Genomic DNA, 13,610 nt, shown 5'->3' with positions numbered 1-13,610 from the left:
TGCAGAAGGGGTTCAAAAAGCTGAACAATGCTCTACTCTCCCGCACATGTCGTGGACACGAAGACTTTTGGCGGTTCTGGCGGTGCTCGCCGCCGCACTGCTCGCGGCCCCCGCTGCCCAGGCCCACGAGGAACGGCCGGTGACCCTGCCCGACGGCACCGGCAGCGTCCCCGTGTACCGCACCGGCGAACCCGACCTCCTGGTCTGCAAGACCGACCGGGCCGACTTCGAGCGCCGGATCTCGGGATTCCCCGAGGCGTTGAAGGCGCGCAACCTCAAGCTCTTCGAGCGGTGCCGCACCTCCGGCTACCGCCACCTCCAGCAGGCGGTCGACGCCGTCGACGGCCCCGGGAAGAACATCGCGATCCTGCCCGGCCTGTACGAAGAGGAGCCCTCCCTCCCCGCACCGGCGGGGGAGTGCGCCCGCCTCAAGGCCCCCGACTCCAAGCTGGGCTACCAGATCCTCAGCTACGCGCAGCAGGCGAAGTGCCCGCACAACCAGAACCTGGTGGCGATACTCGGCAAGAAGGACCTTCAGATCGAGGGCACCGGGGCCGCCCGCACGGACGTCGTCATCGACGCCAAGTACCGCAAGCTCAACGCGATCCGCTCGGACAAGTCCGACGGGATCTACTTCAGGAACTTCACCGCCCAGCGCACCACCTTCAACTCGCTCTACGTCCTCGCCCAGGACGGCTTCGTCATCGACGACGTGCTGACCCGCTGGAACGACGAGTACGGCTTCCTGACCTTCGCCAGCGACCACGGCCTGTACAAGAACTGCGAGTCCTACGGCAACGGCGACTCCGGCATCTACCCCGGCAGCGCCTCCGACATCAACGACGGCTACGGCTACGACGTGCCGCGCTACTCGATCGAGATCACCGGCTGCCGCAGCCACCACAGCATGGTCGGCTACTCGGGCACGGCGGGCGACTCCGTCTACGTCCACGACAACGAGTTCGACCACAACATGGGTGGCGCCTCGATGGACAGCGCCTTTCCCGGCCACCCCGGACTCCCGCAGAACCACGCCCGCTTCGAGCGCAACCTGATCCACGACAACAACGCCGACTACTACCGCTACGTCGCCGACGGCACCTGCGCCGAGCCCCCCGCCGAGCGGGGTTACGAGGACGGCGTCGTCTGCCCGCAGATCTCCATGCCCCCGGGCACCGGCATCATCACCGCCGGCGGCAACTGGAACCGCTACGAGGACAACTGGATCTACGGCCAGAACCGCGCCGCCTTCTTCCTGAGCGCCGTCCCCGCCTTCATCCGGGGCGAGAACGCCCTCGGCAAGCAGACCGACACCTCGCACCACAACCGCTACGCCGGGAACCACCTCGGCAAGGACAGGAACGGCAGGTCCCGCCCCAACGCCACCGACGTCTGGTGGGACGGCCAGGGCGACGGCAACTGCTGGCAGTCCGACGCCGGCGCCTCGACCCCGCGCTCCCTGCCCAGCTGTGGCGCGAAGCGGGGCGATGTCTCCGGTTCCACCGACCGGCTCCTCGGCGAACCGGTCAAGCTCGCCCAGCTGCTGGTCTGCGCCGACTACGACGTACGCGCCCGGCGGCTCCCGGCCGGGTGCGACTGGTACGGGGCACGCGGCATCGCCCGCATCGAGGTCCAGGCCGCCTTGGGCATCGCCGTGGTCCTCGTGCTCGTCGGCGGGGTGCTGTGGTGGCGGAGGCTCCGGACCAGCCGGATCGCCACGGTCGCGTCCGTCCTCGGCGTCATCGGCCTCGGCCTGGACGTGGCCGGGTCCACCATGGGCCTCGCCGCCACCCACGTCCCCGCCGTCGCACTGCTGCTCACCGGGCTCTGGTGGACCGGCATCGGCCTGGCGCTGCGTCCGGCGCGGCCGGTGTTCGGCTGGGTGACCGTGGTCCTGGGCGCGCTGACGCTGCTCGACGCGCTGGACAAGGGCGTGTTCATGATCCCGTGGATTCCGCTCAGCCCGGCGTGGGTACGGGGGCTGCTCGGCCTGGTCTGGGTCGTCTGGGCCGTCGTGGCCGCCGCCCGGCACGGGGAGCGGGACGCGGAGCGCGCCGGGGGCGCGGACGACAGCGGGCCGGACGACGACGCCGCCGCGCCGGAGCCCGTGTCTGCCGCCCCCTCCGCGAAGCCCGACGCCACCGCTTCGGAAGGCGACCCCTCATGACCCGCGCCCGCCCCGTCGCCCGCCCCGCCCTCGCCCTGCTCGCCGCCGCCGTCCTCGTCCTCGGTGCGGGCGCCTGCGGGGGCAGGGCCACCACCCACCACAAGCCCGGCACCAGCCACGCCGAGGACACCGGCAGCAACGGCCGCCTCCTGAAGGCCGACGACGGCGACGGCCACCGGCTCCGCCAGGTCGACGCCGACGGCGCCCCCGAGGTGGACCTCGCCGTCCGGCCCGACTCGGAGGACGGCTGGAACGTCCACCTCACCGTGCGCAACTTCCGCTTCACCCCGGACAGCGTGGGCGGCGGCGCACTCGCCGGACGCGGTCACGCCCGGCTCTTCCTGGACGGCCACCCGCTCGCCCGGGTCTACAGCGCGTGGTTCCACCTGCCCGCATCGCTGCTCCGGGCGGCCGGGGGCGGCACCCGCCTCACCGCGGGGCTGTACGCCGACGACCACACCGCCTGGGCCGTCGGCTCCACCCCGGTCCGGGCCGCCGCCACGCTCGGCGACGCGTCCGCGAGCCCCGACGACGACGCCTTCACGGTCGAGTTGGCCATCAAGGGCGGCAAGGTGAGCCCCGCCCCCGGCCGCACCGAGATCGAGAAGGGCCGCACCGTGCGCCTGCGGGTGCGCAGCGACCGCGACGACGTCCTGCACGTCCACGGCTACGACCAGGAGGCGAAGCTCCCCGCCGGACGGACCGTCACGGTCACCTTCACCGCCGACCGCACCGGCCTCTTCGAGGTCGAGACCCATGAGTCGGACCTCCTGCTGACCCAGCTCGTCGTCCGGTGACGGGCTCCTCCGCCCCCGGTGCCGTGCGCGTCCTCGCCCACGGCATCGGGGCCCAGCACGACCTGCCCCTCTCGCCCTTCTACGCGTTCGCCGGGGCCTTCGCCGCGCTCTTCGTCTCGTTCCTCGCGCTCGGCCTGCTCTGGTCGGACTCGCGGTTCAGCGGCGACACGGCGGGCCGCCCGCTCCCGGCCGCCGTCCAGCGCGCGGCCGACGCCCGCGCCACCCGGCTCGTCCTCCGCACGCTCGGCCTGGCCGGCGCGCTCTCCGTCGTGCTGTGGCTGCTCCTCGGCCCCGCCGACCCGGACCGCAACCCGGCGCCGGGCGCGGTCTACGTCCTCCTGTGGGTCGGGCTCGTCCCCGCCTCGCTGCTCCTCGGGCCCGTCTGGCGCCCGCTCAACCCGCTGCGCACCCTGCACCTCCTCGCCTGCCGGGCGCTCGGCCGCGACCCGGAGACCGGCCGCCCCCTCCCCGTACGCCTCGGCATGTGGCCCGCCGCCACCGGTCTCCTCGCCTTCACCTGGCTGGAACTCGTCGCCCCCGACCCCGCCTCGCCCACCGCCCTGCTGGTGTTCCTCGGCGTCTACGCGGCCGTCCACCTCACCGCTGCGGCGGTCTTCGGCGCCCCCTGGTTCGACCGCGCCGACGCCTTCGAGGTCTACTCCGGCCTCCTCGGCAGGCTCTCCCTCCTCGGCCGCCGCCCCGCCGACGGCCGCCTCGTCGTCCGCTCACCGTTCAACGGGCTCGACGCCACGCCCCGGCTCCCCGGACTCGTCGCCACCGTCTGCGTGATGCTCGGCTCCACCGCGTACGACGGCTTCTCCGACGCGCCGCGCTGGATCACCACCGTGCAGACCTCGGAGCTGGGCCGCACCAGCACCGCCACCCTGGGGCTGCTCGGCGCCGTCGTCCTCGTCGCCACCCTGTACGGGCTCTGCGCCGGTGCCACCCGGCTCGTCTGCGGCACCCTGCCCCACCCGCTCACCGCGTTCGCCCACTCACTGGTGCCGATCGCGCTCGGCTACCTCGTCGCCCACTACTTCACGCTCTTTGCCACCGAGGGCCCGCACACCGTGCGCCTGGCGTTCGGCGCCGACCGGCCCCCGGTGCCCGAACCGCCCCTCGGGCCGGGCGGGGTCGCCACCCTCCAGGTCTTCGCCATCGTCACCGGTCACGTCCTCGGGGTCATAGCCGCGCATGACCGGTCCGTACGGCTCATGCCGCCCCGGCGCGCCGTCATCGGCCAACTCCCGCTGCTCGTCCTGATGATCGCGTACACCGTGGGCGGGCTCGCCCTGCTCATCGCCTGACCGCCGCCATCAGCCCAGGAGGCCCCCTGCATCATGGAAGGCGTGCCCGACACGAACAACCTCCGCCGCGCCCCGGTCCAGCAGCGCAGCGCCGAACGCCTCGCCCGCATCCTCGACGCCTGCGCCGGACTCCTGGACGAGATCGGCTACGAGCAGCTGTCCACCCGGGCCGTCGCCCAGCGGGCCGGGGTGCCGATCGGCTCCGTCTACCGCTTCTTCTCCAACAAGAGGGCCCTGGCCGACGCGCTGGCCCGCCGCAACCTGGACAGCTACGCCGAGCGCATCACCGCCCGGCTCACCGCCATCGAGACCGCCGACTGGCGCGGCGCGATCGACGCCGTGCTGGACGAGTACCTGGCGATGAAGCGCACCGTCCCCGGCTTCGCCCTGGTCGACTTCGGCGCCCCCGCACCCGACGAGGACCCGGCCGACGACGCCAACCAGCGGGTCGCCGGACGGCTCACCGGACTCCTCGCGGGACAGCTGGGCCGGGAGGCCGACGCGGACCTGCTGCGCGCGATCCTGGTCTGCGTGGAGGCGGCCGACGCCCTGCTCAAACTCGCCTTCCGCGGCGACCCGTCCGGCGACGGCGCACTCGTCGCTGAGACCCGCGACCTCATCCACGCCTACCTGGCCCGGAGGCTCGACTGAGCCCCGTGCGGCGGTGAATGCGGCCGGGGCGTACCCAACTTTGCGCGAGTCATTCCCTCACCGGGCGTAGTGGGCTAATTTCGGGCCACTGCTGCCGCTCCCCACCGCTCCATCACCATCCCTCCCGGGCGGAACACATGACTCGCGCCATCACCCTGAACAACGTCAGCAAGGCGTACGGACGGTCCCCGCGCGCCGTCGACCGTCTCTCGCTCTCCATCGACCCGGGCGAGTTCGTCGTCCTGCTGGGCCCCTCCGGCTGCGGCAAGTCGACCGTGCTCCGCATGATCGCCGGTCTGGAGGACACCAGCGAGGGCGAGATCCTGCTCGACGGCGAACCGGCCAACCACCTCACCCCGCGCGAACGCGGCATGGCCATGGTCTTCCAGAACTTCGCGCTGTACCCGACCATGACCAACCGGGCCAACATCGGATTCCCGCTGAAGCTGGAGAACCCGCGCGCCGACCACAACGAGCGCATCGAGAACACGGCCAGGATGCTCGGGATCGAGCGCATCCTGGACCGGCTCCCCGGCCAGCTCTCCGGCGGCGAGCGCCAGCGGGTCGCCATGGGGCGGGCCATCTCGCGCCAGCCCTCCGCCTTCCTCATGGACGAGCCGCTGTCCAACCTCGACGCCAAGCTCCGCAACCACCTGCGCGCCGAGATAGCCCAGCTCACCAAGGAACTCGGCGTCACCACCGTGTACGTGACCCACGACCAGGCCGAGGCCATGTCGCTCGGCCACCGGGTCGCCGTCATGCGCGGCGGGGTTCTCCAGCAGGTCAGCCCGCCGCGCGAGGTGTACGCCCTGCCGGAGAACGTGTTCGTCGCCGCGTTCATCGGGACGCCCCGGATCAACCTCCTCCAGGCCGTGGTGCACGCGCCCCTGGAGGGCCGGATGTCCATCGACCTGGGCCGCCAGCGCCTCCCCCTGCCCGAACCGCTCAGCCCCGACCACCAGCTCCTGCGCATCCAGCAGGGCCGCCCGATCATCGTCGGCCTGCGCTCCGAGGCGGTCCGGATCGCCCCGCCCAGCCACGCCCGCCCCGGCGAGGTCGCGCTCAGCGGCATCGTGGAGCACGTCGAGTACCAGGGCCACGAGGCGCTGGTCCACCTCAACACCGGCTCCCGGCCCGCCGTGGTCCCCGAGCTGGAATCGGCCCGCACCGACCGGGGCCCCGTGCGCAGGCGGCGCGGCGGCCAGGGCGGTACGGGGATGCTGGACCGGATCAGGGAGCGCGCCACCTCCTACGTCGGCGGGTCCGTCGCCGTCCTGGACGCGCCGGAGGCCGACGACCTGCCGCCGGGCATGCACAGCCCGGACCGCCCCGCCGTCACCGCGAGCGACCTGGTGGTGCGGACCGGGCCCGACATGATGCTGCGCACCGGCGGCCAGGTGCCCCTGCTGGTCGACCTCGCGCACCTGTACGTCTTCGACCACCAGGGCCGCCGCATCTGCCCGCTGCCGAAGGACGTACCGGGGCTGGACATGTAGACGGGGGAGCCCGGCACGTGACGGGGGTCTCTGGCGCCTGAAAACTAACAGCGCTAGTTTGGGCTCCGGACGATCCCGTCCGTCACCGCGCCCGGGAGGAACAGCGATGAAGGCCCACGACGGCATGTACATCGGCGGCGCCTGGCGGCGCGCCGCGGGAACGGACACGATCGCGGTCGTGAACCCGGCGGACGAGCAGGTCATCGGCCACGTCCCGGCCGGCACCGCCGAGGACGTCGACGCCGCGGTGCGCGCCGCCCGCGCCGCCTTCCCCGGCTGGGCCGCCACCCCGCCCGCCGAGCGCGCCGCCCGCATCGCCGCGCTCCGCGACGTGCTGGGCGTCCGGGCGGAGGAGATCGCAGAGACGGTCACCGCCGAGCTGGGCGCCCCGCCCGCGCTGGCCGTCTCCGTGCACGCGGGCCTCCCGGTCCTGGTCGCCGGGACGTACGCCGAACTCGCCGCCACGTACTCCTTCGAGGAGCGGCACGGCAACTCGACGGTCTATCTGGAGCCCGTCGGCGTCGTCGGCGCGATCACCCCCTGGAACTACCCGCTGCACCAGATCGTCGCCAAGGTGGCCCCCGCGCTGGCCGCCGGCTGCACGGTCGTCCTCAAGCCCGCCGAGGACACCCCGCTCACCGCGCAGCTCTTCGCCGAGGCGGTCGCCGAGGCCGGGCTGCCCGCGGGCGTCTTCAACCTGGTCACCGGCCTGGGCCCGGTCGCCGGACAGGCCCTCGCCGCGCACGAGGACGTCGACCTCGTCTCCTTCACCGGATCCACCGCGGTCGGGCGGCAGATCGGCGCCACGGCCGGCGCCGCCGTCAAGCGCGTCGCGCTGGAACTGGGCGGCAAGTCCGCCAACGTGATCCTGCCCGGCGCGGACCTCGCCAAGGCGGTCAACGTGGGCGTCGCCAACGTGATGTCCAACTCCGGCCAGACGTGCAGCGCCTGGACTCGGATGCTGGTGGACGCCGAGCGGTACGAGGAGGCCGTGGCGCTCGCGGCGGCGGCCGTCGCCAAGTACGTGCCCGGCGACCGGGTAGGCCCGCTCGTCAACGCCAAGCAGCGGGCCCGGGTGCGCGGTTACATCGAGAAGGGCGTCGAGGAGGGCGCCCGCCTCGTCGCCGGCGGCCCCGAGTCCCCGCTGCCCACCGGCTACTACGTCAGCCCCACGGTCTTCGCCGACGTCACCCCGGAGATGACGATCGCCCAGGAGGAGATCTTCGGCCCCGTCGTCTCGATCCTGAAGTACGAGGACGAGGACGACGCGCTCCGCATCGCCAACGGCACCGTCTACGGGCTCGCGGGCGCCGTCTGGGCAGCCGACGACGAGACCGCCGTGGCCTTCGCCCGCCGGATGGACACCGGGCAGGTCGACATCAACGGCGGCCGGTTCAACCCGCTCGCGCCCTTCGGCGGCTACAAGCAGTCCGGAGTCGGCCGCGAACTCGGCGCGCACGGCCTCGCCGAATACCTCCAGACCAAGTCCCTCCAGTTCTGAGCCCCGTACCGCCCACCCCTCAGCGATCAGCAAGGAGCCAGTCCGTGGTCCGCGCCGCCGTACTGCCCGCCGTCGGAGCTCCGCTGGAGATCACCGACATCGTCCTGCCGGAGCCCGCCCCCGGCCGGGTGCGCGTCCGCCTCGCGGCCGCCGGGGTCTGCCACTCCGACCTCTCGCTGTCCAACGGCACCATGCGGGTGCCCGTCCCCGCCGTCCTCGGCCACGAGGGCGCCGGCACCGTCGTCGCGGTCGGCGAGGGCGTCAGCCATGTCGCCCCGGGCGACGGCGTCGTCCTCAACTGGGCGCCCTCCTGCGGCAGCTGCCACCACTGCGGCATCGGCGAGGTGTGGCTCTGCGTGAACGCCCTGGCCGGTGCGGCCGGCCTGCACGCCCGCACCGCCGACGGCACCGACCTGCACCCCGGGCTGAACGTCGCCGCCTTCGCCGAGGAGACCGTCGTCGCCGGGAACTGCGTGCTGCCCGCCCCGGACGGCATCCCGCTCACCGACGCGGCGCTGCTGGGCTGCGCGGTACTCACCGGCTACGGCGCGGTCCACCACAGCGCCCGGGTCCGCGCGGGGGAGTCCGTCGTGGTGTTCGGCATCGGCGGCGTCGGGCTCGCCGTGCTCCAGTCCGCCCGGATCGCGGGGGCCTCGCAGGTCATCGCGGTCGACGTCTCCGCGGAGAAGGAGGAGCTGGCCCGCCGGGCGGGCGCCACGGACTTCGTCATCGCCTCGGAGACCACGCCCCGGGACATCCGAAAGCTGACCGGTGGTCAGGGCGCGGACGTGGCCGTGGAGTGCGTGGGGCGGGCGGCCACCATCCGCAGCGCCTGGGAGTCCACCCGCAGGGGCGGCCGCACCACGGTCGTCGGCATCGGCGGCAAGGACCAGCAGGTCACCTTCAACGCCCTGGAGATCTTCCACTGGGGCCGCACCCTGACCGGCTGCGTGTACGGGAACAGCGACCCGGCCCGCGATCTGCCGGTGCTGGCGGACCACATCAGGGAGGGCCGCTTCGACCTCTCCATGATGGTCACCGAGCGCATCGGCCTGGACGGCATTCCGGCCGCCTTCGAGCACATGATCGCGGGCAAGGGCGGCCGGGCGCTGGTGGTGTTCTAAGGTGATCGTGTGACTTCCAGGCGCGGTCGGGGCGGGCAGGACCAGAGGGCCGATGACGTACTGCGGGCGCCCCGGCGGGGGTCAGCGGCGGCCGAGCGGACGGAGCCGTCCGCCGCGCTGTCCGGGATGCAGGCCGCCCTGGGCAACGCGGCGGTCGTGCAGATGCTCCGCCGGTCCGGCCACGCCCACGCGCAGGACGGCGCGCCCGTGGTGCAGCGGTACACCGAGGAGAAGGCCGGCACGGTCACCTGGCGCGTCTCCCAGACCGGCAAGTACGCCCTGCGCGGCCCCAAGGGCAGCGACCAGTACGAGCTGTACGTACGCAGCGACGTCGCCCCGCCCCGCTACTGCGAGGTGGCCACGCGGCGTCGGAAGGCGACCATCGGCGAAGCCGAGTACATCCCTTACGCGCCGATGAAGTCCTTCCTTGAGGACTGCTCGCACTCCGCCGAAGAGGTCATGCACGCCCAGGCGTTGCAGATGGGGCAGGACGCCAGCGCGTTCCGGGGCGGCGGCCTGTTCGGGGAAGGCGACGAGCAGAACGTCGAGCGGGCCCGCGCCTACGCCGAGAGCCGCGAGGGGGGCAACCACGACGAGGCCCCCGGCGTCGGAGAGGCGTACTCCATCATCGAGACGGAGTGGGCGCAGGACGTTCCGGTCAACAGCACCGGGTGGCCCTACCACGTCGCGGGCGTCGTCGCGCAGGACGGCGGCGACCGCATCACCGTCGAGCAGACCGCCGGCTCCACGGACGCCGATCCGGCCGTCGGCGTCGCCGGCATCTTCGACATCTACAAGACCGCGTCCGAGATCGGTGAGGAACTCCCCGAGAGCTTCCACGGCCGCCACGGCCGGTCCTTCTCCCAGGGAGCCGTCACGGTGACGCTCGTGCCGGTCAACGTGGGCGGGCTGGCGGCGGACGGAGCCCGCACCTCGGGCAACGAGGCCCGCGAGGCCCGCGCCTCCTAGGGCCTGTCCGGACGCGGCCGGGCGGGCTCCAGCTGCGCGTACTGCGCTTCGAGGCCGTCCACCAGCGCCCGCAGCCCCGTCTCGAAGGCGCCCTCGTCCACCTGCTGCCGCCGCTCCGCCAGCAGGTGCGCCTGGCCCAGGTGCGGGTAGTCGGCGGGGTCGTACGCCGTCTCGTCGTCCACGAACCCCCGGGCGAACGAGCCGAGCGCCGAGCCGGTGATGAAGTAACGCATCAGCGCGCCGATGTACGTGGCCTGTGCCGGCGGCCACCCCGCGCGCACCATGGCCCCGAACACGGCGTCCGCGACCCGCAGACCGGCCGGGCGGCGCCCGGGCCCCTGGGCGAGCACCGGGACGATGTGCGGATGCGCGGCGAGCGCGGCCCGGTAGGAGACCGCCCAGTCGTGCAGCGCGGCCCGCCAGTCCCGCGGATCTGACTCCTCGAACATCGACAGGTCGACCTGCGCCGAGACCGCGTCGGCCACCGCGTCCAGGATCTGGTCCTTGTTGCGGAAGTGGTTGTACAGCGAGGGCCCGCTGACTCCCAGCTCGGCCGCCAGACGCCGGGTCGACACCGCGTCGAGCCCTTCGGCGTCCACGAGGGCGCTCGCCGTCTCGACGATGCGTTCTCTGCTCAGGAGGGGCTTGCGCGGGCGGGCCATGCGGCACATAGTAGGCCCTGCGATCAGAAAACTAGCAGTGCTAATTAAGGCGGAGGGTGCGGCGATGAACCTGGAGCTGAGCGAGGAGCAGGAAGCCGTCCGGCAGCTCGCGCGGGACTTCGTGGCACGCGATGTCACCCCGTACGCGGCCGAGTGGGACCGGTCCGAGAACGTCGACAAGTCGATCGTCAAGAAGCTCGGCGCCCTCGGCTTCCTCGGCCTGACCGTCCCCGAGCAGTACGGCGGCTCGGGCGGCGACCACCTCGCCTACTGCCTGGTGACCGAGGAGCTGGGCCGGGGCGACTCCTCGGTGCGCGGGATCGTCTCGGTCTCGCTCGGCCTGGTCGCCAAGACCGTCGCGGCCTGGGGCGACGAGGAGCAGAAGCGCCGGTGGCTGCCCCGGCTCACCTCGGGTGACGCGGTCGGCTGCTTCGGGCTCACCGAACCCGGCACCGGTTCGGACGCGGGCAGCCTGGCGACCCGGGCCGTGCGGGACGGCGGCGACTACGTGATCAACGGCAGCAAGATGTTCATCACCAACGGCACCTGGGCCGATGTGGTGCTCCTCTTCGCCCGCACCGGCGACACCCCCGGCCACAAGGGCGTCTCCGCCTTCCTGGTCCCCGCCGACACCCCCGGCCTCACCCGCCGCACCATCCACGGCAAGCTCGGACTGCGCGGCCAGGCCACGGCCGAACTGGTCCTGGAGGACGTCCGGGTCCCCGCGAGCGCCCTGCTGGGCCCCGAGGGCAAGGGCTTCTCGATCGCCATGTCCGCCCTGGCCAAGGGGCGGATGTCGGTGGCGGCCGGCTGTGTCGGCATCGCCCAGGCGGCCCTGGACGCGGCCGTCGGATACGCCGGTGAGCGCGAGCAGTTCGGCAGGCCCATCGCGGGCTACCAGCTCGTCCAGGAGCTCATCAGCGACATCTCCGTGGACGTCGAGGCGGCGCGCCTGCTCACCTGGCGGGTCGCCGACCTCATCGACCGGGGCCAGGACTTCGCCACCGCCGCGTCCCGGGCCAAGCTCTTCGCCTCCGAGGCCGCCGTCCGCGCCGCCAACAACGCGCTCCAGGTCTTCGGCGGCTACGGCTACATCGATGAGTACCCGGTCGGCAAGCTGCTCCGGGACGCCCGCGTGATGACGCTCTACGAGGGCACCAGTCAGATCCAGAAGCTGATCATCGGCCGCGCCCTGACCGGGGTTTCGGCGTTCTGAGTATCTTCTGAGTATCCGAACGGATGTGGCGTGCGTCATACCGCCGGATGCTGGGCGCCATGAGTGAGACGACACCGGTCAAACAGCAGACCACCGGCGCCTACTTCGGGCAGGCCGTCGCGTCCTTCGGGATCGCGATGGCCGCGGTGACCCTCGGAATCTACTTCCTCGACGCGGACGCCTGGGTGCGTGCCTTCCTCGCCATCGGCGTCCTGTATCTGGTCACGTCCTGCTTCACGCTGGCCAAGGTCGTCCGGGACCGGCAGGAGGCGGGCCAGCTGGTCAGCCGGGTCGACCAGGCCCGGCTGGAGAAGATCCTCGCCGAGCACGACCCGTTCCAGAAGCTCTGAGGCCCCTCCGCGAAAGGTTTCCCTAAGCGCTTGCTCAGGATCGGGGTATGGTGTGCGTCCTGCTGACTGAGAGGGGCGAGCGACGATGAGCACGGCGCAGGAGACCGACGCCGAGGACCCGCCGTGGGCCGAGGTGACGCCCGAGGCCGCCCGGCGGCTCCTCGTCGCGGCCGTCGACGCCTTCGCCGAGCGCGGGTACCACGCGACGACCACCCGGGACATCGCGGGCCGCGCCGGAATGAGCCCCGCCGCGCTCTACATCCACTACAAGACGAAGGAAGAGCTGCTCCACCGGATCAGCCGGATCGGCCACGACCGGGCCCTGGCCGTGCTGGAGGCCGCCGCCGACGGCGACGGCACGGCCGCCGAACGGCTCGCCACCGCCGTACGCTCCTTCGTCCGCTGGCACGCCGAACGGCACACCACCGCCCGCGTGGTCCAGTACGAGCTGGACGCGCTCGGCGAGGAGCACCGCACCGAGATCATCGCGCTGCGCCGCAGGACCGACGCGGTGGTGCGCCGGATCATCGGCGAGGGCGTCGCCTCCGGCGAGTTCGACGTGCCGGACGTGCCGGGCACCACGCTCGCGGTGCTGTCGCTCTGCATCGACGTGGCGCGCTGGTTCAACGCGCAGGGCAGCCGGACCCCCGACGAGGTCGCCGAGCTGTACGCGGACCTGGTGCTGCGGATGGTCGCCGCCGGGCGCTGAGCACGGCCGAACGCCCCCGGTCTCCTCGTGGGGCCGGAGGCGTTCGCGTGCGCACGCGGGCGCGGGTGCGGCGGGTTCAGAAGTAGTAGCGCGACACCGACTCGGCGACGCAGGCCGGCTTGTCGCCGCCCTCGCGCTCGACCGTCACGACGGCGGTGATCTGCACGCCGCCGCCCGCCTCCTCGACGCTCTTCAGGACGGCCGTCGCGCGCACCCGCGAGCCGACGGGCACGGGGGAGGGGAAACGGACCTTGTTGGTGCCGTAGTTGATGCCCATCTTCGCGCCCTCGACCGCCATGACCTGCGGGACGAGCACCGGCAGCAGCGACAGCGTCAGATAGCCGTGCGCGATGGTCTTCCCGAACGGGCCGGCCGCCGCCTTCTCCGGGTCCACGTGGATCCACTGGTGGTCGCCGGTGGCGTCGGCGAACAGGTCGATCCGCTTCTGGTCGACCTCCAGCCAGTCGCTGTACCCCAGCTGCTCGCCCACGCCGTCCCGCAGCTCCTGCGCGGACTCGAAGATCCTCGGCTCAGCCATGTCCCTGCTCCTGCCCTTCACGCTCCACTGATCGTCCACGCTTTCTAAGCGCTTGCTCAGCATCGTGCGCGGGTGCGTTCCTGTCAACGACGGACCGGCGGCCGGGCGGGGCACGTAGGCTTC

Annotated in this window: 13 protein-coding genes; 11 read left to right on the top strand and 2 right to left on the bottom strand. The window is 72.7% G+C overall.

Features of this window, described 5'->3' with window-relative positions; all coding sequences use genetic code 11:
- The first annotated feature begins 46 nt into the window (after positions 1-46).
- The 8 genes from ACFZAT_RS14490 (at position 47) to ACFZAT_RS14455 (ending at position 10,012) form a co-directional block, all read left to right on the top strand.
- Positions 47-2,167, top strand: a complete 2,121-nt coding sequence (locus ACFZAT_RS14490) for a right-handed parallel beta-helix repeat-containing protein (protein ID WP_391264160.1) — start codon at positions 47-49, stop codon at positions 2,165-2,167.
- Positions 2,164-2,964 carry a hypothetical protein gene (locus ACFZAT_RS14485; protein ID WP_391264158.1) on the top strand — a complete coding sequence of 267 codons (801 nt, stop codon included), beginning with the start codon at positions 2,164-2,166 and terminating at the stop codon, positions 2,962-2,964. Before ACFZAT_RS14490 ends, ACFZAT_RS14485 begins: the two co-directional genes overlap by 4 nt.
- Complete coding sequence (locus tag ACFZAT_RS14480; protein ID WP_391264156.1) at positions 2,961-4,271, top strand: hypothetical protein; 1,311 nt, start codon at positions 2,961-2,963, stop codon at positions 4,269-4,271. Before ACFZAT_RS14485 ends, ACFZAT_RS14480 begins: the two co-directional genes overlap by 4 nt.
- A 33-nt stretch (positions 4,272-4,304) precedes the next feature.
- Complete coding sequence (locus ACFZAT_RS14475; protein ID WP_391264154.1) at positions 4,305-4,922, top strand: TetR family transcriptional regulator; 618 nt, start codon at positions 4,305-4,307, stop codon at positions 4,920-4,922.
- A 137-nt stretch (positions 4,923-5,059) separates the two neighbouring features.
- The gene (locus ACFZAT_RS14470; RefSeq protein ID WP_391264152.1) at positions 5,060-6,418 is read left to right on the top strand and encodes an ATP-binding cassette domain-containing protein; all 1,359 of its coding nucleotides are present in this window, start codon (positions 5,060-5,062) and stop codon (positions 6,416-6,418) included.
- A 106-nt stretch (positions 6,419-6,524) separates the two neighbouring features.
- Positions 6,525-7,919 (top strand): aldehyde dehydrogenase family protein, encoded by a 1,395-nt coding sequence (locus tag ACFZAT_RS14465; RefSeq protein ID WP_391264150.1) that lies wholly within the window; start codon positions 6,525-6,527, stop codon positions 7,917-7,919.
- 44 nt (positions 7,920-7,963) lie between these two features.
- Complete coding sequence (locus ACFZAT_RS14460) at positions 7,964-9,043, top strand: zinc-binding dehydrogenase (protein ID WP_391264148.1); 1,080 nt, start codon at positions 7,964-7,966, stop codon at positions 9,041-9,043.
- Positions 9,044-9,052: 9 nt separating this feature from the next.
- Entirely contained in the window at positions 9,053-10,012 is a 960-nt protein-coding gene (locus ACFZAT_RS14455; protein WP_391264146.1) for a hypothetical protein, read from the top strand.
- On the opposite strand, the gene ACFZAT_RS14450 is transcribed toward ACFZAT_RS14455, so the two are convergent.
- Positions 10,009-10,674, bottom strand: a complete 666-nt coding sequence (locus ACFZAT_RS14450; protein WP_391264144.1) for a TetR/AcrR family transcriptional regulator C-terminal domain-containing protein — start codon at positions 10,672-10,674, stop codon at positions 10,009-10,011. The two genes, ACFZAT_RS14455 and ACFZAT_RS14450, sit on opposite strands and share 4 nt — an antisense overlap.
- Positions 10,675-10,738: 64 nt before the next feature.
- Here ACFZAT_RS14450 and ACFZAT_RS14445 point away from each other — a divergent pair, with 64 nt between their 5' ends.
- From ACFZAT_RS14445 to ACFZAT_RS14435, 3 genes are all read left to right on the top strand, one after another.
- Positions 10,739-11,890, top strand: coding sequence for an acyl-CoA dehydrogenase family protein (locus ACFZAT_RS14445; protein WP_391264143.1), 1,152 nt, complete (start codon positions 10,739-10,741; stop codon positions 11,888-11,890).
- 59 nt (positions 11,891-11,949) lie between these two features.
- A complete protein-coding gene (locus tag ACFZAT_RS14440) occupies positions 11,950-12,240 on the top strand; it encodes a YiaA/YiaB family inner membrane protein (protein ID WP_391264141.1) in 291 nt (96 codons plus the stop codon).
- Positions 12,241-12,325: 85 nt separating this feature from the next.
- Positions 12,326-12,949: a TetR/AcrR family transcriptional regulator gene (locus tag ACFZAT_RS14435; protein WP_161207180.1), complete on the top strand. Its 624-nt coding sequence runs from the start codon at positions 12,326-12,328 to the stop codon at positions 12,947-12,949.
- Positions 12,950-13,025: 76 nt separating this feature from the next.
- Here ACFZAT_RS14435 and ACFZAT_RS14430 read toward each other — a convergent pair whose 3' ends face one another.
- A complete protein-coding gene (locus tag ACFZAT_RS14430) occupies positions 13,026-13,487 on the bottom strand; it encodes a MaoC family dehydratase (protein ID WP_161207181.1) in 462 nt (153 codons plus the stop codon).
- Positions 13,488-13,610: the final 123 nt, after the last annotated feature.

The organism is Streptomyces sp. NPDC008163 (genome assembly GCF_042956885.1).
Taxonomy (GTDB): domain Bacteria; phylum Actinomycetota; class Actinomycetes; order Streptomycetales; family Streptomycetaceae; genus Streptomyces; species Streptomyces drozdowiczii_A.
This window is presented reverse-complemented; position numbering and strand designations above follow the sequence as displayed.